Annotated in this window: 18 protein-coding genes and 1 tRNA gene; 13 read left to right on the top strand and 6 right to left on the bottom strand. The window is 64.5% G+C overall.

Annotation, left to right across the window (positions count from 1 at the left end; all coding sequences use genetic code 11):
• Nucleotides 1–60: 60 nt before the first annotated feature.
• The 3 genes from QN084_RS16190 to QN084_RS16180 all read left to right on the top strand — a co-directional run bounded on the left by QN084_RS16190 (nucleotide 61) and on the right by QN084_RS16180 (nucleotide 1,734).
• Nucleotides 61–519: a MarR family winged helix-turn-helix transcriptional regulator gene (locus QN084_RS16190; RefSeq protein ID WP_021473746.1), complete on the top strand. Its 459-nt coding sequence runs from the start codon at nucleotides 61–63 to the stop codon at nucleotides 517–519.
• A 177-nt stretch (nucleotides 520–696) separates the two neighbouring features.
• Nucleotides 697–939 carry a hypothetical protein gene (locus QN084_RS16185; protein WP_021473747.1) on the top strand — a complete coding sequence of 81 codons (243 nt, stop codon included), beginning with the start codon at nucleotides 697–699 and terminating at the stop codon, nucleotides 937–939.
• Nucleotides 940–1,002: 63 nt separating this feature from the next.
• Entirely contained in the window at nucleotides 1,003–1,734 is a 732-nt protein-coding gene (locus QN084_RS16180) for a DUF72 domain-containing protein (RefSeq protein WP_021473748.1), read from the top strand.
• A 20-nt stretch (nucleotides 1,735–1,754) separates the two neighbouring features.
• Here QN084_RS16180 and QN084_RS16175 read toward each other — a convergent pair whose 3' ends face one another.
• Both QN084_RS16175 and QN084_RS16170 read right to left on the bottom strand, forming a co-directional pair.
• Complete coding sequence (locus QN084_RS16175; protein ID WP_069696687.1) at nucleotides 1,755–2,216, bottom strand: GatB/YqeY domain-containing protein; 462 nt, start codon at nucleotides 2,214–2,216, stop codon at nucleotides 1,755–1,757.
• Between the two features lie 31 nt (nucleotides 2,217–2,247).
• The gene (locus QN084_RS16170) at nucleotides 2,248–3,585 is read right to left on the bottom strand and encodes an NAD(P)/FAD-dependent oxidoreductase (protein WP_083262060.1); all 1,338 of its coding nucleotides are present in this window, start codon (nucleotides 3,583–3,585) and stop codon (nucleotides 2,248–2,250) included.
• A 212-nt stretch (nucleotides 3,586–3,797) separates the two neighbouring features.
• On the opposite strand from QN084_RS16170, the gene QN084_RS16165 reads away from it, so the two are divergent.
• Nucleotides 3,798–4,574 (top strand): histidine phosphatase family protein, encoded by a 777-nt coding sequence (locus QN084_RS16165; protein WP_062095307.1) that lies wholly within the window; start codon nucleotides 3,798–3,800, stop codon nucleotides 4,572–4,574.
• Complete coding sequence (locus QN084_RS16160; RefSeq protein ID WP_069696686.1) at nucleotides 4,558–5,475, top strand: NAD(P)H-hydrate dehydratase; 918 nt, start codon at nucleotides 4,558–4,560, stop codon at nucleotides 5,473–5,475. The genes QN084_RS16165 and QN084_RS16160 overlap by 17 nt, the downstream gene beginning before the upstream one ends.
• Here QN084_RS16160 and QN084_RS16155 read toward each other — a convergent pair.
• A complete protein-coding gene (locus tag QN084_RS16155; protein WP_069696685.1) occupies nucleotides 5,472–7,166 on the bottom strand; it encodes a RecQ family ATP-dependent DNA helicase in 1,695 nt (564 codons plus the stop codon). The two genes, QN084_RS16160 and QN084_RS16155, sit on opposite strands and share 4 nt — an antisense overlap.
• Nucleotides 7,167–7,370: 204 nt before the next feature.
• Between QN084_RS16155 and QN084_RS16150 the strand changes: the two genes are divergently transcribed.
• The 3 genes from QN084_RS16150 to QN084_RS16140 all read left to right on the top strand — a co-directional run bounded on the left by QN084_RS16150 (nucleotide 7,371) and on the right by QN084_RS16140 (nucleotide 10,092).
• Nucleotides 7,371–7,691, top strand: coding sequence for a DUF3040 domain-containing protein (locus QN084_RS16150; protein ID WP_062095302.1), 321 nt, complete (start codon nucleotides 7,371–7,373; stop codon nucleotides 7,689–7,691).
• A 132-nt stretch (nucleotides 7,692–7,823) separates the two neighbouring features.
• A complete protein-coding gene (locus QN084_RS16145) occupies nucleotides 7,824–8,717 on the top strand; it encodes a glucose 1-dehydrogenase (RefSeq protein ID WP_021473755.1) in 894 nt (297 codons plus the stop codon).
• 160 nt (nucleotides 8,718–8,877) lie between these two features.
• Nucleotides 8,878–10,092 carry a cation:proton antiporter gene (locus QN084_RS16140; RefSeq protein WP_069696684.1) on the top strand — a complete coding sequence of 405 codons (1,215 nt, stop codon included), beginning with the start codon at nucleotides 8,878–8,880 and terminating at the stop codon, nucleotides 10,090–10,092.
• A 39-nt stretch (nucleotides 10,093–10,131) separates the two neighbouring features.
• On the opposite strand, the gene QN084_RS16135 is transcribed toward QN084_RS16140, so the two are convergent.
• The 3 genes from QN084_RS16135 to QN084_RS16125 all read right to left on the bottom strand — a co-directional run bounded on the left by QN084_RS16135 (nucleotide 10,132) and on the right by QN084_RS16125 (nucleotide 11,918).
• Entirely contained in the window at nucleotides 10,132–10,683 is a 552-nt protein-coding gene (locus QN084_RS16135) for a TOPRIM nucleotidyl transferase/hydrolase domain-containing protein (protein WP_021473757.1), read from the bottom strand.
• 109 nt (nucleotides 10,684–10,792) lie between these two features.
• Nucleotides 10,793–10,869: transfer RNA gene (locus QN084_RS16130), tRNA-Thr, on the bottom strand.
• A gap of 170 nt (nucleotides 10,870–11,039) precedes the next feature.
• A complete protein-coding gene (locus QN084_RS16125; RefSeq protein ID WP_021473758.1) occupies nucleotides 11,040–11,918 on the bottom strand; it encodes a DsbA family protein in 879 nt (292 codons plus the stop codon).
• A gap of 167 nt (nucleotides 11,919–12,085) precedes the next feature.
• On the opposite strand from QN084_RS16125, the gene QN084_RS16120 reads away from it, so the two are divergent.
• From QN084_RS16120 to QN084_RS16100, 5 genes are all read left to right on the top strand, one after another.
• The gene (locus tag QN084_RS16120) at nucleotides 12,086–13,588 is read left to right on the top strand and encodes an alpha,alpha-trehalose-phosphate synthase (UDP-forming) (protein ID WP_021473759.1); all 1,503 of its coding nucleotides are present in this window, start codon (nucleotides 12,086–12,088) and stop codon (nucleotides 13,586–13,588) included.
• A complete protein-coding gene (otsB, locus tag QN084_RS16115) occupies nucleotides 13,578–14,381 on the top strand; it encodes a trehalose-phosphatase (RefSeq protein WP_069696683.1) in 804 nt (267 codons plus the stop codon). The genes QN084_RS16120 and otsB overlap by 11 nt, the downstream gene beginning before the upstream one ends.
• 206 nt (nucleotides 14,382–14,587) lie before the next feature.
• Entirely contained in the window at nucleotides 14,588–15,670 is a 1,083-nt protein-coding gene (locus tag QN084_RS16110; RefSeq protein ID WP_021473761.1) for an ABC transporter ATP-binding protein, read from the top strand.
• A 218-nt stretch (nucleotides 15,671–15,888) separates the two neighbouring features.
• Nucleotides 15,889–17,481 carry a beta-N-acetylhexosaminidase gene (locus QN084_RS16105; RefSeq protein WP_069696682.1) on the top strand — a complete coding sequence of 531 codons (1,593 nt, stop codon included), beginning with the start codon at nucleotides 15,889–15,891 and terminating at the stop codon, nucleotides 17,479–17,481.
• Entirely contained in the window at nucleotides 17,478–18,893 is a 1,416-nt protein-coding gene (locus QN084_RS16100) for a DUF4032 domain-containing protein (protein WP_021473763.1), read from the top strand. Before QN084_RS16105 ends, QN084_RS16100 begins: the two co-directional genes overlap by 4 nt.
• Nucleotides 18,894–18,911: the final 18 nt, after the last annotated feature.

Raw genomic sequence — 18,911 nt, 5'->3', positions numbered from 1 at the left:
GGGCGTCGCATCTGGTTGAAAAATGTAGCGGTCGCGGTTGTTTCTAGTTTTGGAGTTGTCATGGGTCCGCTTATCGCCGATGTTGTCACGCCGCGCCTGGCGGCCGCGGAAATCGGCAATGACGTGGGCTTGCTGCTTGGAAAGCTGCACGCGGCCGGGTCAGCCCTGAATAAGCGCATCCTCAGCGACTTCAGGCTGCGGGAACGGTCCTTCTCCGTACTGACGCTGGCTTGCAGCGGCCTCGAAGCCACCCAGCGCGAAATTGCGGAGTTCCTGGACCTTGACCTCAACCAGGTGGCCGGGCTGGTGGACGACCTCGAACACAGGGGCCTTGTTGAGCGGGTCCCCGGCCAACGGAACAGGCGTTCCCGGGCCATCGTCTCCACGCAGGAAGGACGGCGCATCCACAACAAGATCCGCGCTGAACTGGATGTGTGCGAGCAGCAGCAATTAGCACGCCTGTGCGACGACGAGGTTGTCCACCTGAAGCAGCTTCTCCGGAAGGCACTCTGGGGCTGATCGACGACGCAGGCGGGCATTACGCCCTGCACGTCATGGTCATCTGCACAATCAAAGGACAAGCTGCTAGACATCTGTCCACAACATGGCGGATGCGGTTATGCAAGGATCAAGTTTCATATCCTGTCGAGCGCTTTGAGGCTGCCCCATGCGGCCTGGACTTCCCGGAATGGACCCATGAATCTGCCACTCTTCCACGACCCCCTGCAGGGCACCGTCACCGTCGACGCGCCTGTACATGATCCGCGACGCGACGTTCCCTTCCGAAGGGACGCCCAGGCCCGCACCAACCAGCCCCGCGGCAAGGCGGCGAAGCCGGGCCGCGTGGAGCACGGATCCGCACCGACGCGCACCGCCCGCCAGCTCAAGGTGGCGGAGGATCTCCAGGCACTGATGGCCAGGTCCGGCGCCAGGCACTGACTCCCTGCAACGTTCCGCCAGCGGGTCCCGGCACTGTGCTGCCGGAAGCACTAGCATCCAATCATGGGCATCCACATTGGCACTTCGGGCTGGAGCTACGACCATTGGAAGGACGTGCTCTACCCTCCCGGCCTGCCCACGGCGAAACGGCTGGACGCCTACGTTGCACGCTTCTCCACGGTTGAGCTGAACGCGAGCTTTTACCGCTGGCCCCGGGACACTACCTTCGCGGGGTGGCGTGAGAGGCTTCCGCCCGGGTTCGCGATGTCCGTGAAAGCTCCCCGCGGGCTGACGCATGGCAAGAAGCTCTACGCCCCGGAGGTGTGGCTTGAGCGCATCACGCGCTGCTGGCACGAGCTCGGCGACAAAAGGGCAGTCCTCCTGGCCCAGTTACCGCCCGATTTCGCCCGCGACGACGCCCGCCTGGACTATTTCCTGGCCGCCGTCCCCGAGTGGATCCGGGTTTCCGTGGAGTTCCGCCACGACAGCTGGGACCACCCGGACGTCTACGCCATCCTTGAGCGCCACCAAGCAGCCTACTGCGTCATGAGCGGCGCCAACTTGCCTTGCATCCTGCGCTCCACCGCGCCTTTTGTGTATGTCAGGCTCCACGGCCCGGACCAGGAGCACCTTTACGGGGGTTCCTACACGGAGGAGGACATGCGGTGGTGGGCGGACCGCATCCGAGAGTGGAGCGGTGACGGCAAGGATGTGTTCGCGTACTTCAACAACGACGGCGGCGGCAACGCCGTGCGGAACGCTGACACGTTGCGGGGGCTGCTGGGCGTCAACTGAGCAGCAACCCCGCAAGCACGTCAGCCCAGGCGTGCCCTGACGATCTCGCTGACGGTCCTGCCGTCGAACCGCCCAGCCACCTTGGCCGTCACGGGCTTCATAACCGCCCCGAGGGAACGCATGGAGAGTTCCTGCCCGCTGGCCTTGAGAGCGGCAATCTCCTCGTCAACAATCGCCTCGATTTCCTCACGGGTAAGCGGCTTCGGAAGGTAGGCCTCGATGATTTCCGCTTCTGCCACTTCGGCCGCTGCACGTTCACTTTCGCCGGCTTCGGTGTAGATCCGGGCGGTGTCCCTGCGCTTGGCGGCTTCCTTCTGCAGCAAAGAGGTCACCTGGGCTTCGTCGAGGTCCACCGGCGTCTTGCCGGATTTCTCGCGCGTCGTGATCTCGCCCAAGACATTGCGCACTGTGGTCAGGGCAGTCTTGTTGCCGGCTTTCATGTGCTCCACAACGTCTGCCTTGAGACGGTCTTTCAATGACATGCTGCTCCTCGCTCCGGCTTCAACCTCCAGCTTATTGCCCGGCGGACGGCAACCCGGCGCCGGGTTGTTCTCCCACCGGCAACTTCTCCGGGGTGTCCGGGCGGGCGGGATCCTCGTCCTCCATGGCCCTGTCCACCGGCCCACTCACCACTACCTGCGCAGGGCTGTGCAGGATGTAGCCGTTGAGCCAGGAGAACAGCGCCCTGACCTTCTGCTGGATTCCGGACAACAGCGCCAAGTGCACCAGGAGCCAGGAAAGGAAGGCAAGGGTGCCCTGCAACTGATAACGCTTCCGCCCCAGCTCGGCCACCGCCGCGCCGCGGCCAACCATCGCCATGTAGCCCTTGTCCACGTAATGGAAAGGCTTGCGGGTACCACCGTTCAGGTCGGCAATGATGTTGTGGGCCGCCCACTTTCCCGCCTGCTGCGCAACTGAACCCAGTTGGGGAAGCTTGTTTCCGGCGTCGTCGGTGATGTTGGCGGCATCGCCGAGGACGTACACCCCGTCAACGTCCGGCGCGGTGAGGTCCGGCCGGACATCGATCCGCCCTCCCCTGCCTTGTGCCAGACCGGATCCGGAGATGAGGTCGCCGGCCTTCAGGCCACCGGCCCACACCACGATTTGCGCCGGAATGAACGTGCCGTCAGCAAGGGAAACCCCGTCGGCCCGGACTTCCGTGACTCCCACCCCCATGCGGAGTTGAACGCCGACCTTCCCAAGATGCTCGGCCGCGTAGGCTTGGGATTTCTTCGAGAAGGCATTCAGTACGCTCGGGACCATGTCCACCAAGTGCACGCGGCACCGTGACGCCAGCTCGGGCGAGAAATATTTGCGGACCACGTACTTGACGTTTTCGGCCATCGCTCCGGCAGTTTCAACACCGGTAGGACCACCACCCACAACCACCACGTCCACCATGCCGTCGTTGCGGTCCGCCTGGTCCAGGAGCCGCGTGAGGCCGGTGCCCAGCTTTGTGGCATCCGTGACGGAGTACAGCGGATAGGCGTGTTCCTCGGCACCTGGAGTATTGAAGAAGTTGGGTACCGCGCCCACGGCGAGCACCAAGATCTGCCCGCGGAGAGTCCGTCCGTCCGTGGTGGTAACCGTCTTCCGTGCCGTGTCCACTGAACTGACTTTCGCGGTCAGGACTTTGACGGATTTGTAGCGCCGGAACACGGACCGGAGCGGGCGGGCTATGGCCGAGACACCGATCTGGGAGGTGGCCACCTGGTAGAGCAACGGCTGGAATTGGTGGTAGTTGTTTGAGTCGATCAGCAGGACGCGAACGCCCTTTCGCCCGAGTTCCTTGGCTGCCGCAACACCTGCGAATCCGCCGCCGACCACAATGACCTGGTATGAGTCGTCCATCCCAGCAACTTACTTCACCCCGGCCGAAGGCAACAGGGCTTGACTGCGGCTCGAAGCACACGGCCACTCCGAAAGCAGCGCAGCACGCGGCAGCCCCGCCGTCGTGCGTTTATCTTCCAAAACCGTGGGTACCCGGTGTGTAGTGTTCTGCAGACAACTGGAAAAGGACAGCTGGATAATCAGCAAGACAACACTGATGGGGTGATTCCGCGATGAACGACGACGGGCTGACAGATGCGGTGCAGGAAGCCGGTGCCGTAGAGCTGCTGTTGATCCGGCACGGGGAGAGCGAAGGCAACGTCGCAGCGACGGAGGCGCGGCTCGCCGGGGCAGAAGTCATTGAGGTCCCGGCACGGGACGCAGACGTGAACCTGTCCGATCTTGGGCAGGAGCAGGCAAAGGCGCTGGGAACGGCACTGGCAAGGATTCCGGAGGCTGACCGTCCCGACGCCGTCGTTTCTTCCCCCTACGCCCGGGCGAGGCAGACGGCGGAAATCGCCGTCCGGACGGCCGGCTGGCCTGTCAAAGTCCTGTCCGATGAACGCTTGCGGGACCGCGAACTGGGCATCCTGGACCGGCTGACCCGGCTGGGCGTCGAATCCCGGTACCCGGAGGAAGCCGAGCGGCGGCTCTGGCTGGGCAAACTTTATTACCGGCCTCCTGGCGGCGAATCGTGGGCGGACGTGGCACTGCGGCTGCGCTCCGTGCTGGATGAACTGAACACCCTCAACAGCGGCAAACGGGTGATGCTGGTCTGCCACGACGCGGTGATCATGCTGGTCCGGTACGTGCTGGAGGGTATGTCCGAGGAAGAAGTCCTGGACCTGGCGGCCACAACCTCGATCCTCAACGCCTCGATCACCCGGTACCTGCGACCATCGGGCGCCGGGCCTTGGACGTTGGACAGCTTCAACGTAGCGGACCACCTCACCGAGCAGGGAGTTTCCGTTACCGAGCACGCAGGAGACGCCAGTGTCCACCCCCGCTAACACCCCGACGCCGGTCACCCCGTCGCTGCTGCGGGACTGGTCCCTGCCCGCGCCCGGTGAAGACAAATACTCGCGGGGTGCCGTGCTGGTGGTTGGGGGTGGCCGTTCGACACCGGGCGCCGCCCTGCTCGCCGGCGCATCCGCGCTACGGGCAGGTGCCGGGAAACTGACGTTGGCAGTGGCCGAATCGGTGTCCGTGCAGCTCGGCGTGGCGTTACCCGAATGTGGTGCCGTGGGCCTGCCCGAAGACTCCAAGGGCTCCATCACCGGAAAAGGCCTGGACCGTATTTCCTCGTACCTGGACCGGGCGGATGCCGTCCTGATCGGACCCGGCCTTGATGACCAGGAGTTGAGCCGGGACTTGCTGTTCGCCCTTCTTGAACGCGAGGAAGACCGCGGAGGACAAGCCCCGACGCAAGGTCCCGCCGTCGTGCTCGACGCTTTCGCTTTGGGGGCGCTGCCGGAACTGGAGGACCGGCTGGACCCGTGGCGGGGCCGCATGATCCTCACCCCCAATCCCACGGAAGCAGGAATCCTGCTGGGCCGGGACGTGGAGGATCTCGAGGCCGATGTGGCGGCGGTGGCGCGAAAGTTCGACGCCGTCGTGAGTTGCCAGGGCTACATCGCAGGTGCACCCGGCACGTCGGAAACGGAATCCACACTGTGGAAAATCACCACGGGTTACGGCGGGCTGGGAACATCCGGCAGCGGCGATGTCCTTGCCGGTGCCATTGCCGGGCTGCGCGCCCGGGGTACCAGCAGCACCCAGGCAGCCTGCTGGGGGACCCATTTGCACGCAGCTGCCGCGGACAGGCTGGCCAGTACCATGGGCCCGCTGGGGTTCCTTGCCCGGGAACTTGCCGACCAGCTCCCGGCCTTGATGCTTGAGCTGAAAACCTAGGCAGGCCTGAGGAGTTCGTGCTCCATGACGGTCGAGCGGGACAGGGTTTTGTATCCTTCGTGCTCGAACAGCACGGTGATGACGTCGTCTTCGTGCCGCATGACAAGTCCTGGCCCCCATTCCTTGTGGATCACCGCGGACTGCAACGGGAACGGATCAGGCGAGGCGCCGGCGTCGGGCGTTTCCTTGCCGGTGGGCCGCACGTCGGGATGGTTGGCGGCTTCTGTACAGACGTCGCAGTTTCCGCAGGCCTTTGCCAGTTCTTCCCCGAAGTAGCCCAGCAGGAACTGCCGGCGGCAGCTGTCGGTCTCCGCGTACGCGCGCATCATGGTGAGGCGGGAATGGTCCACGCGCTGGCGTGCTTCGGCCAGCTCGACGGCGTGGGCCACCAGGGACCGCAGCTTCGCTTTGGAGGCAAGCCGGACGCCGCGCTTGCCCACCTTCACCGCGTCGGCTTCCTCCAGCTGGTTCACCAAGGCAGTAACGCGCCTCGGCGGGAACCCGGTCAGCTCGGCCAGGACCTTCTTGGTTGCCGGCGCCCCCGCGTTCTTCAGGACCTTCAGCACGGCGAGGAGGGACTCCTGGTCCGGAGCATGGGTGCCGAAGAACTTGCGCAGGCCGAGGTCCTCGGACCGGTAGTGCAGCACTGCCCTCGCATTGTCCCCGTCCCTGCCGCCCCGGCCAATCTCCTGGTAGTAGGCATCGAGGGACTCGGGGATATCGGCGTGCACCACAAACCTGACGTTGGGCTTGTCGATGCCCATGCCAAACGCCGTCGTGGCAACCACTACATCGAGGTCATCGGCCAGGAACTGTTCGTGGATGAGTTCGCGCTCGGATGCGGAACGGCCTGCGTGGTAGGCCTCGGCACGGATTCCCTGCGCCACCAGCTTGGCTGCGTACTTCTCCGTGTCCTTGCGGGTGGCCGCGTACACCAAGCCCTTCTGTCCCGACGTCGTCAACGACGCAACCTGGGACAGCACGGCCTTCCGCTTGGCTTTGTCCTCGTGGTGGCGGACTACTTCCAGGCTGATGTTGGGACGGTCGAAGCCCCGGACCAGGATCAATGGATCCTGCATGCCCAGGCGCTCAACAATCTCGTCCCGCACGGGCGGGGAAGCCGTTGCTGTCAGGGCCGCGACGGGCGGGTTCCCCAGGCTTTCACGGACGTTGCCGAGGTTGAGGTAGTCGGGCCGGAAGTCGTGTCCCCACGATGAAACGCAATGGGCCTCGTCCACTACCAGCAGGGTGAGGTCCAACCGCGCGATCCGCTCCACCGTCTCCTGCTTGGCCAACTGCTCAGGAGCCAGGAAAAGATAGACCGCCTTCCCGGACTCCACCGCGTCCCATGCAGCTTCCACGTCCGCGTCGCTGTGGGCCGAGTTGACCGCGACGGCGGCGCCCTCGCCCAGGTGCCTGTTGAGGCCCTCCAACTGGTCTTCCTGCAAGGCGATCAACGGAGAAACCACGACGGCGGGTCCCCCGGTTCGGCCGTGCAGTTTCTGTTGCTGCTGGTGCAGGTACAAGGCGGCGACCTGGTATGTGGCGGACTTGCCATATCCGGTGGGCATCACGGCAAGGACGTCGCGTCCTTCGGCGAGCGCGCTCATGGCGGCCAGTTGCCCATCCCTGAGTGCATCCAGCGAGAAGGATTCGGCCGCGAGCGCGGCCAGGGCTGATTCGTCCGACATGGTGTAAAGCTCCGCACCCTAGTACCTGCGGCCGCGTTGCTTGAGCCGGGGGAAATCCAGCCTAGCGCGACCATGTCCACAACACTCAATCAATGCTTGCGGACCGAATAATAAGCATGCTTAGCTTATCCTGTTGCGCGCTAAGCCGCCGTCAACGCGCACATTGGCACCATGGCTACGGGGTTGCGAACGGGGAGGATCGTCATGCCGCTATCGGATCAGGAGCGCAAGGTCTTGCAGGAGCTGGAGCGCGAGCTCTTCATCCAGGATCCCGCGCTGGCCAAACAACTTGAAACGGGCATCCCGTCCGAGCCCGCACCTGCCCCCAAGGCCCTGAACGTCATCGCGGCAGCACTCGGCTTGGCGCTCATCCTGCTGGGGATCCCCATCCACCCATCGCCGCTCGGACTGCTCGGCTTCACGCTGATGGTGACGGGAATCGTCAGCCAGTGGATGGAACATCGCAGGTGGGCGGAAAGGCGGCGCACGGAACAGCGCAGGGCAAGAAGCCGCCGGCACGCCTGACCGCCCCGGGGCGAGCGTCCGTATCCCGCACTTGCGACAACACCCGACCTTGCATAGGCTGAAAACCATAAGCCTACTTAGTAATTCGTTGCAGGCTTGTCCGTGTTCCACGCAATACCAGGAGGACCGACCATGACTGATCAGTACACGTTCCGAAACCCGGTCACAGCATACGAGCACATTTCACCGCCCAAGCAGCACCAGCCGGAACCGGGACTGGATGCGGAACTCACCCCCAAGGCCGATCTCGGCGAAGACACCTACCGCGGTACCGGACGCTTGGAGGGCCGCAAGGCAATTGTCACGGGAGCCGATTCCGGCATCGGGGCAGCAACGGCCATCGCCTTCGCCCGGGAGGGTGCCGACGTCGTTCTTTCCTACCTGCCGGAAGAAGAGGAAGATGCCTCGCGCATCGCCGGCATCATCGAGGCAGCCGGCCGCAAGGCTGTGAAGGTGCCGGGCGACCTCAAGGATTCGGCAACCTGCCGCGACGTGGTGGACGCAGCAGTGTCCGCCTTGGGCGGGATCGACATCCTGGTCAACAACGCGGGCAAGCAAGTGGCGCAGGAAGAACTCGGGCAAATCAGTGATGAGCAGTTCGACCACACCATCAAGACCAACGTCTACGCAATGTTCTGGCTGACCAAGGCAGCCCTCCCCCACCTGCCCGCGGGATCCACGATCATCAACACCACGTCCATTCAGGCCTACAACCCATCACCCACCCTGGTGGACTACGCCACGACGAAGGCCAGCATCAACAACTTCACCAAGGGCCTCGCCCAGCAGCTGGCTCCCCAAGGCATCCGCGTCAACGCCGTGGCGCCGGGACCCATCTGGACTCCGCTGCAGGTCAGCAGCGGCCAGCCCAAGGAAGCCCTGCCCGAGTTCGGGAAGGACACTCCCCTGGGCCGTGCCGGCCAGCCGGCTGAACTCGCACCGGCCTACGTCTTCCTCGCCTCGCCCGAATCCAGCTACGTCGTCGGCGAGACCCTGAATGTCAACGGCGGCAGCCCCACGCCATAACCTGCCCCGCTGCGTGGGCCACAGCGGACCAAGACGACGGCGACGCTCCCACGGCGGGGACGTCGCCGTCGGTTTTTGTTGACGCAGTTATGGCGCCGGGAGGAACCCGACGGGTAGCTTTGGGTTTGTTCCCCGACTCGTCGCGGCGGAGGTGCTGCCGATGCAAGGCCTGAGCATGTCACTGCTGGTGATCGCTTCCCTTGCAGTCCTGGCGCCCTTGTTGGTCCGAGCGTTGGACCGTGTCATCAAAGTCCCCCTGGTGGTCTTCGAGATTCTGTTGGGCATGCTGCTGGGCCCGGCCGTCCTGGGATGGGTCCAATCGGTGGAATTCACTGACACCTTGGCGGATTTCGGACTGGCCATGCTGTTTTTCGTGGCCGGCACGGAGATCGACTTCAGCCTCATCCGCGGCCGGCCTGCCGCACGGGCAGGCATCGGCTGGGTCATCTCCCTGACGGCCGGAATCGGCGCGGGCCTCATCCTCGGACCCGGTTTGGAGGCGGCAGTCATCATCGGCGTCGCGCTCTGCTCCACGGCGCTGGGCACGCTGCTGCCCATCCTCCGCGACGCGGGCGAGTCCCGGACTCCCCTGGGCATCGCGGTGACTGCCCTTGGTGCCGTGGGGGAATTCGGTCCCCTCGTGGCCATCTCCTTGTTCTTCAGCGGCAAGCAGTTGGGTCCGGCCACGGCAGTACTCCTGGGCTTTATTGTCCTGACCGGCCTTGCAGTCTTCCTCGCCTCCCGTTCCCGCCACAAATTCCTGCACGCGCAGGTCACCAGGACCCTTCACACCAGCAGCCAATTCGCGGTGCGCTCCATCATGTTCATCCTCACCGTCCTGGTGGTGCTGAGCATGACCCTGGGCCTGGACATGCTGCTGGGTGCCTTTGCTGCCGGGATCCTGTGGAAGGTGGTCATCGCGCGGGCACCCGAACAGGATCGCAGCGTCATCGAGGCCAAAGTGGACGCCATTGCGTTTGGCTTCCTGGTCCCGATTTTCTTCATCGACACCGGAATTGACTTCGATCTCGGCGCACTGACCGCAGACCCCATGACCCTGGCGCTGGTGCCGGTGTTCCTCATCCTGTTGCTGGTGGTCCGGGGCCTGCCCTCGATGCTTGCCGCACCACGGCATTCCACTTTTGCCGGTAAACGCGCCGTTGCCCTGTTCGGCGCAACAGGCCTGCCGATCATCGTTGCGGTGACGGGGATCGGGCAGGACACCCACCTGATCTCCAACGGGATCGCTTCCGCGCTGGTCGGCGCCGGGATGCTCTCAGTGCTGCTCTTCCCGATGCTCGCGTTGCGGCAACGCACACCTGGCGCACCAGTTTCCGCCCCGCGCTCCCAAAAGCACTGGGGCGAACGGCGTTAGCGGTTGCGACGAAGCCCCGGACACGCGGACGTGTGCTGTTCAGTTCCCGGCTGCGAACGAGGCAACGAGGAGTCCCAGCGGCAGTGGCGCCTCGCCGTCGGGCAGTGCCTCAACCAACAACCTTGCATACCGGACCTTGTTGCCACTGCGGCCCCCGAAGAATCTCCGCAGTTGGTCCGTCACCGGGCGGTCCCGGAGCGACGGTTGACGCTGCAGGAGCCGGAACGATGCCAGTTCGCCCTGTTCTTCAATGACATTCAGGACGTTCTCCGTTCCAAGGGCACGGATGAGTTCGTCTTCCAGGTCCTCGTGGCAGACGTGGAACCCAAGTTCCGCCAGCGTCCCGGGACCGATGCCCGCACGGCTCAGCGCCCTGGCAATGCCGGGAGATTCGCCTGCATCGCACAAGCCCAGGAGCCTATGGTCTGCGCCGCTGGGCCCATAACGGTCCAGAAAGTGGATGATGCTGGTGGCGCCGCCCATGGGTACCACCGTGACGCCCTCTGCCGCCAGGTCATGGCCAAGCTTGGCGGCCAGCGTCTCCACGGCCACCTTGTCGCTTTCACCTTCCACCAGCACAGTGGTCTGCATAGAGCCAGTATGCATGCCGCGGCAACGGCCCGGCACGCCGTGATGACGCCGGCCCGCGAATACGGAAAACCCCTCTTTCCGGTGGTGGTCCGCCGGAAAGAGGGGTTAGTGGAGCCCCCTGCCGGATTCGAACCGGCGACCCCCTGTTTACAAGACAGGTGCTCTGGCCAACTGAGCTAAGGAGGCGCGATGAACGATGCCAGCCTGTGCTGGACACTCGCTAAAGAACGCTAGACAAGGTTAGCCCAGACCGTCCCCCACAAGGAAATTCAGCGCAGGACAGCCCCGCCCGGAGACAACAACGGCCGGTCGCCTCCCGGAAGAGGCAACCGGCCGCCGTCGTACGTGGCTGAGAATCAGCCCTTGGCGCTGATGGCCGCCTGGATCTCTGCGTTAAGGTCGGTGGACCCGTCCCACTGCTTGCCGTCGACAAAGACGGTAGGCGTGCCGGTGATACCGATCGCGGCAGCTTCCTGCGTGGCGACCTTCACGTACGGGCGGAACTCCTTGTTATCCACGCAGGAGTCGATATTGGCGGCTCCGACTTCAGTGGCCATGGCCTTGAGGTCCTTGTCGGAAATGCCTGCACCGCCTTCGGACGGCTGGCGCTCGAACAGGAGGTTGAAGAAGTCGGCGTACTTCTCCGGCGAGGTGTTCACGACGCAGGCGGCAGCGTTCGCGGCGCGGGAGGAGTAGTTGGTGGTGGACTGCTGGTCCAAGAAACCAAGCGGCCGGTACTCGAGGGAGATCTTGCCTTCGTTGCGCAGGTTGGTCAGCGATTCACCGTAAGTGGTTTCGAAGCGCTTGCAGACCGGGCAGATGAAGTCGATGTAGGCAACAACCTTGACCGGCTTGCCGGCTTCGGCCTCGGCGCCTGGAGCGGCCACGGTAGCCGGCTTGGTGGTCAGCGGAGCCGGGACATCGGCCACGTTCACCGTTGCGGGCTCCGACTTGACTACTTCGTTGTTGGCCAGCAGCGTCACGCCGCCGTGGACGTTGCCGTTGGCCGGGGTGGGGCCGCTGTCCGCGATGGGGGCGCTGTTCTGGATGTTCTGGACCACCACGAGTGCGATGATCACGAGGATCGCCACGACGGCAACCACGATGCCCCAGCCAATCAGGAGCTTGTTGCGCTTCTCCTTCTTAAGCTGTTCTTCGCGGATCTTGCGCGCTTGTTCGCGGGCCTGGGCTGTGCGCTCGGCCTTGGACAGGCGTGGTTCGTTTGCGGGACTCATCAATTCCTCGTGGTTACTCGATGTCGAAGTGGCAACGGGGCCAGTTTACGGGAGCAAACCTGAAGGTTTGCCGCACACGCAACCGCCCGGTGGTTGAACGATCAACCGCCCCTGAAGATTCCGCCGGTAGGCTGGGAAGCGAGTCACAGCAACCCCAGGGGGCAGTAATGCAGGATTTGGCAAGCGAAAAACTCACGACGGAACAGGGCGTTAGGGCCTCACCCACGCAGAAGCCCACGGCGAGCACGTTCGATTTCATGGTGGTGTCCAACCGCCTGCCCGTGGACCGTTACAGCAACGACGGCGATACTAACGGCGGTGACGGCTGGCGCCGGTCCCCCGGCGGCCTCGTGACCGCACTGGCGCCCATGATGACGAAGTCCGACGGCGCATGGGTCGGGTGGCACGGCGCCCCGGACGAGACAGTGCGTCCTTTCAGCCACGAAGGCATGGACCTCGTCCCGGTCCAGTTGAGCAGCCACGAAGTGGAGCTCTACTACGAGGGATTCTCCAATGCCACCATCTGGCCGCTTTACCACGACGTCATCGCGCCGCCGGAATTCCACCGGACATGGTGGGACTCCTACCGCCAGGTGAACAAGAAGTTTGCCGACGCCGTCATCCGCCATGCCGCGGACGGGGCCACGGTGTGGGTGCAGGATTACCAGCTGCAGCTTGTCCCCAGGCTGCTCCGGGAAGCCCGCCCGGACTTAAAGATCGGCTTCTTCAACCACATTCCTTTCCCGCCGCCGGAAATCTTCGCGCAGTTGCCGTGGCGGCGCGAGATCATTGACGGCCTGCTCGGCGCCGACCTCCTCGGCTTCCAGCGCCCCAGCGACGCCGGCAACTTCATGCGGTCAGCCCGCCGCTTCCTGGGCGCAAGCGTCAAGCAGCAGCAGGTCCACGTCAAGGGACAGGACGGACAGGTCACGCACATTGCCCGCGCCCAGGCGTTCCCCATCTCGATCGACGTGGACCAGATCCGCCAGCTCGCCACGCGGCCGGATATCATCGAACGGGCCCGGCAGATCCGCAAGGACCTCGGCGATCCCAAGACCATCCTGCTGGGCGTGGACAGGCTCGACTACACCAAGGGCATCGGGCACAGGCTGAAGGCCTTCGAGGAACTCCTGGCCGACGGGCACATCAAGGTTGAAGACGCCACCCTGATCCAGGTGGCAAGCCCCAGCCGGGAACGCGTGGAGCAGTACCGCCTCCTGCGGGAAGAAATCGAAGGCACGGTGGGCCGGATCAACGGCACCTACGACACCATCCAGAACACGGCCGTCCGCTACCTGCACCACAGCTACCCCGTGGAAGAGATGGTGGCCCTCTACCTGGCGGCCGACGTCATGCTGGTCACGGCCTTGAGGGATGGCATGAACCTGGTGGCCAAGGAGTACGTCACGGCCCGCTCCGAGGATGACGGAGCCTTGGTCCTCAGCGAGTTCGCCGGCGCTGCCGACCAGCTGAAGCAGGCCTTGCTGGTCAATCCGCACGACATCGACGGGCTGAAGTCATCGATCCTGCGGGCCATCAAACTGGACCCCAAGGAAGCCCGCCGCCGCATGAAGCTGATGCGCAAGCAGATCCTTGACCACGACGTCGACCACTGGTCCGCGGACTTCCTGGCTGCGCTCAAGGAAAAGGTGGTGCGCGATGACAGCTGAGCAGACCCCCCTCTCCCTGGCGCCGGAGCTGCTCGACGCGGTCCGCCGCATCGCCGATACGGAACACCTGCTGGTTGCCCTCGACTTCGACGGCACGCTTGCCCCGATCGTCGATCATGCGTCGGACGCCCGCCCGCTTCCCCGGTCGGCTGCGGCTTTGGAGCAACTCTCTGGGCTTCCGCGCACGACGACGGCACTCATCTCGGGACGCGCCCTGGACAGCCTGCGCGCGGTCGCCTCCCCGCCGGAAACGACGCTTCTGATCGGAAGCCACGGGGCGGAAGTCTGGATGGGAGAAGGATCCCTCGGACTGGAACTGGATGACGAGCAGCGGCAACGCCTGGCTTCGGTGCGCGAGGTGCTCGCCGGCATCGTCAACGTCGCTCCCGGCACGTTGCTGGAAGACAAGCCGGCAGGCGTGGTGCTCCACACCCGGCTGGCGGACGACGACGTGGCCGAGGACGCCGTCCAGGCCGCCCGCCTGGAATTGCAGGACCGTCCGGGGGTGTACTTGAAATCCGGCAAACGGGTGCTGGAAACCTCGGTGATCCAAGCGTCCAAGGGCGAGGCCGTGGAGTTCCTCCGCCAGGCCACCGGAGCCACCGCGGTCCTGTTTGCCGGTGACGACGTCACGGACGAGGACGCGCTGGGCAGGCTCCTGCCCGGGGACGTCGGCATCAAGGTGGGCTTGGATTTCACGCAGGCAGCGTACCGGGTGGAAGCTCCGGTACATGTGGCCGAACTCCTGGAAGCGCTGCTCCGGGAACGACGCCGCGCCGTTGGCTCCGCATGAATCGCGAACAGAATTTCATGTGACCTTCGTAACAGTTCGACAGTTCGTCAAAAAGTCTGACATACTCTCGTATGTGACGTGACGCACAGCATCGTGCGGCGCCACGGGCGACTCCTCGGCTCCGGCCGGGGAGTTTCAACTGAAAAACAAGAACCATTCACTACGGATCGTCCGGCACGTACCTGCCGGTGAAGGGATTGATAACTGTGGCAACAGTTACTTTTGACAACGCTACGCGTCTGTACCCGGGCACTGATAAGCCCGCCGTCGATAAGCTGAACATCGACATCGCTGATGGCGAATTCCTGGTCCTCGTTGGACCCTCCGGTTGCGGTAAGTCCACTTCCCTGCGCATGCTCGCAGGCCTGGAGGACGTCAACGCAGGCCGCATCCTGATCGGCGACCGCGACGTCACCGACGTTCCGCCGAAGGACCGCGACATCGCGATGGTTTTCCAGAACTACGCGTTGTACCCGCACATGACTGTTGCCGACAACATGGGCTTCGCCCTGAAGATCGCCGGCGTCTCCAAGGAAGAGCGCGCAGAGCGTGTCCGTGAAGCCGCAAAGCTTCTTGACCTTGAGCAGTACTTGGACCGCAAGCCGAAGGCCCTCTCCGGTGGTCAGCGCCAGCGTGTCGCCATGGGCCGCGCAATCGTCCGTAACCCGCAGGTCTTCCTCATGGATGAACCGCTGTCCAACCTGGACGCCAAGCTCCGTGTCCAGACCCGTACCCAGATCGCGTCCCTGACCCGCCGCCTCGGTGTCACCACCGTCTACGTGACGCACGACCAGGTCGAGGCAATGACCATGGGCGACCGCGTCGCAGTGCTGAAGGACGGCCTCCTCCAGCAGGTCGACACCCCGCGCAACCTGTACGACCGCCCGCAGAACGTCTTCGTTGCAGGCTTCATCGGCTCCCCCGCCATGAACCTGCTGGAACTGCCGGTTGTTGACGGCGGCGTCCAGTTCGGCGGCACGGTCTACCCCGTTCCGCACGATGTCCTCGATGACGCTTCGGGCAAGACGGTCACCGTCGGTACCCGTCCGGAGGACCTCGAGACCGCTCCTCAGGGCGAAGGCCTCCAGGTTGAGGTGGACGTCGTGGAAGAGCTCGGAGCCGACGCTTACGTCTACGGCCACACCACCCTCGACGGCAAGAGCCACGACATCGTGGCCCGCGTTGACGGCCGCCGTCCTCCGATGAAGGGCGAGTCCATCTTCGTCCGTCCGCAGTCCGGCCACGTGCACCTGTTCGACACCAAGACCGGCCTCCGCCTGGGCGACTAATCCCCACCGACCCCCTAGCCTCGCTTCGCTTCGGCCAGGGAACCCTGTCGGCGTGGGCCCACCCACCGACCCCCTAGCCTCGCTTCGCTTCGGCCAGGGAACCCTGTCGGCGTGGGCCCACCCACCGACCTGAAGTAGCGATAACGGCCCGACCCCCGCGTCGGGCCGTTACCGCTTTAACCCGCCCCGTAGCGGCATCGGACCAGAAGGAGAACGGCATGAACGTCACGGAACTCCTCATCCCCAAGCCTGTGCACGTCGCCGTCCTGGATGGCCGGGCTTTCACCTTGGGCGGCGCCACCCGGATCTCCGCAACCGGCGCCGCCGTGCCCGTTGCCGGGCACCTCGCGTCATTCCTGCGTCGCGCTACCTGCCACGAACTTCCGCTGGTCAGCGATTTCCGGCCCGGTGACGTGGCACTGGAGCTGACCAGAACGTTCGACGGCGGCCCTGAGGCTTACGCCCTGACTGTCACCGACGCAGGCGCACGGGTCCGGGCTGACACACCGGCCGGGCTGTTCAACGGCATCCAGACCCTCCGCCAGTTGTTCGACCCCGCCATCGAAGCCCCGCCGGACGGGCCCGCGGGAAACACGGACAGGCAACGCGACTGGACGGTCCCCGCCGTCGAAATCAAAGATGCTCCCCGCTTCCGGTACCGCGGTTTGATGCTTGACGTTGCGCGCAGTTTCTTCACCGTTGCCGAGGTTAAGGAACAAATCGACGTCATGGCGCAGCTCAAGTTCAACGCCTTGCACCTGCACCTGACGGACGACCAAGCATGGCGCATCGAGATCCATGAACCGGAGAACAACCCCTCCGGGCTGGAGTACGCCAACCTCACGGCAGTGGGCGGGGCCGTGAACCACCCTGGCGTTGGCCTCACGCCCGGTCGGACGGGTTTCTACACCCAACAGGACTACCGGGACATCCAGGCCTACGCAGCCGCCCGCAACATCACGGTGGTTCCCGAGATCGACCTCCCGGGCCACGTCAATGCAGCATTGGCAGCCGTGCCCCGGCTCAACCCTGATGGCATGGCCAAACCCATGAACGCCACGGGTGAGGTGGGGTACTCCACGCTGGACGCAGACATTCCCGCCACCTACGAGTTCGTCAGCGAGGTATTGGGGCAGGTTGCCGCCATCACGGACGGCCCATATCTGCACATCGGCGGGGACGAGGCCCACGTGACCGGCCACGAAAACTACCTCGCCATGGTCCGGGAGTTCGCAAGGATCGGCGCCGCCACCGGCAAGACCGTGGTGGGCTGGAACGAGGCGGCCGAAGCGGATCTGCCGGATGGAAGCGTGGTGCAGTACTGGTTCGGAGACTTCGGGCAAGTACTGAACAAGGCCGAACAAGGTACTGCCAAGGTCATCATGTCTCCTGCCGACCGGACGTACCTGGACCAAAAGTACGATTCCACCAGCCCCATCGGACTGTCCTGGGTTGACGGCGGCCCCTTCACCTGGTCCGAGTACTACCAGTGGAACCCCGCCCAAGGCGGCCTTGAAGACCAGCACATCCTGGGCGTCGAAGGTCCCCTATGGACCGAAACCGTCCGCGGCAACCGCCAGGCCTACTGGCTGCTGTACCCGCGTGCGGTTTCCCTCGCGGAAGTGGCGTGGTCGCCACAGGAGGCCCGAAGCCTTGGTGACTTCCGACGTCGGCTGGGCGGCTTCGGCGAGCGGCTCGCCAACCAGGGGGTCACCTTCCAGCCGGCTGCCGACGTCGAATGGTCCGCCACACCGGCCGATCCCTTCACTGAACCGAACAACACCACCGAATACGGAACAATTGAGGCATGAGCGAGCAAAACGGAGCCCAGTGGCACGACGAACCTACCGACTACGGGCAGATCGGCAAGCTCCCACGGAAGGAAGCTGCGAGCGCGCAGGACTCAACCCCGCCGGCGAGCGTTATAGGTTCGCTCAACATCACCGCAGCAGCGGCCGATCCTGAACTGCTGGACCTTCCCTGGCACATCGCCTTGGAGGACTGGCCGGCTGAATTCCTGGCAGCACTCCCCCGCGGTATTTCCCGCCACATTGTCCGGTTCGCGCACCTTGGCGGCTCCGTCATAGCCATCAAGGAAACCTCTGAGCACGTGGCCCGGCACGAATACCACATGCTCCGGAAGCTGGCCCGGCTGGACGTCCCCTGCGTTGAGCCGGTGGCGGTCATCACCGGCCGGACGACGGCGGACGGCAAACCGCTGAACCCCGTGCTGGTCACCCGGCATCTGAAGTTCTCCATGCCGTACCGCGCACTGTTCTCCCAGATGCTCCGCAAGGACACGCTGACCCGCCTCATCGATGCACAGGCGCTGCTTCTGGTCCGCCTTCACCTCATCGGTTTCTACTGGGGCGACGTGTCGCTCTCCAACACCCTCTTCCGCCGCGACGCCGGTGCATTTGCCGCCTACCTCGTGGACGCTGAAACCGGTGAGCTGTACCCGGACCTCTCCATGGGCCAACGCGAGTACGATCTGGAGATTGCCCGGGTGAATATTGCGGGCGAGCTCATGGATCTCCTGGACGGCGGCCTCATCGAGGAGAAAGTGGACCCCGTAGCTACCAGTGAACTGATCATGGACAGCTACCGGCGCCTCTGGGCCGAGCTGACGGAGAAGGAGTCCTTCGAACTCGGCGAACGCTGGCGGGTGGCGGCGCGTATCCGCAGGCTCAACGAGCTCGGCTTCGACGTCGAGGAATATGCCATCAAGACCACGGCGGACGGTTCCACGATCCAGCTGCAGCCCAAGGTTGTGGACGCCGGGCACCACCAGCGCCGGTTGCTGCGCTTGACCGGCCTGGACGCCCAGGAGAACCAGGCCCGCAGGTTGCTGAATGACATGGACCAGTTCCGTGCCGACAACAACCCCGAACTGGACGAGGAAATCAGCGCCCATGCCTGGGTCAGCCAGATCTTCGAACCGATCGTGCGGTCCATCCCCCGGCACCTGGCAGGAAAACTCGAACCCGCCGAGGTGGTCCACGAGGTCCTCGAACACCGTTGGTACATGAGCCAGAAGCAGGACCGCCACATCCCCCTCGCGGAGACGGTGCAGTCCTACATCGACACCGTCCTGCGGCACCGCCGTGACGAGGCCGCCATCATGCTGAACCCGGACACCGAGATGTTGAAGATCCTCGAAGTGGAAGTTGAAGAGTCCGGCCGGTACGACGAGGTGGAAGAGTACCCCGACGCCGACGACTGAGGTCCTGGAAGGCACGCA

Source organism: Paenarthrobacter sp. R1 (assembly GCF_030264015.1).
GTDB lineage: Bacteria > Actinomycetota > Actinomycetes > Actinomycetales > Micrococcaceae > Arthrobacter > Arthrobacter ureafaciens.
The sequence above is the reverse complement of the archived record's forward strand: the minus strand, read 5'-3'. Positions and strand labels throughout refer to the sequence as shown.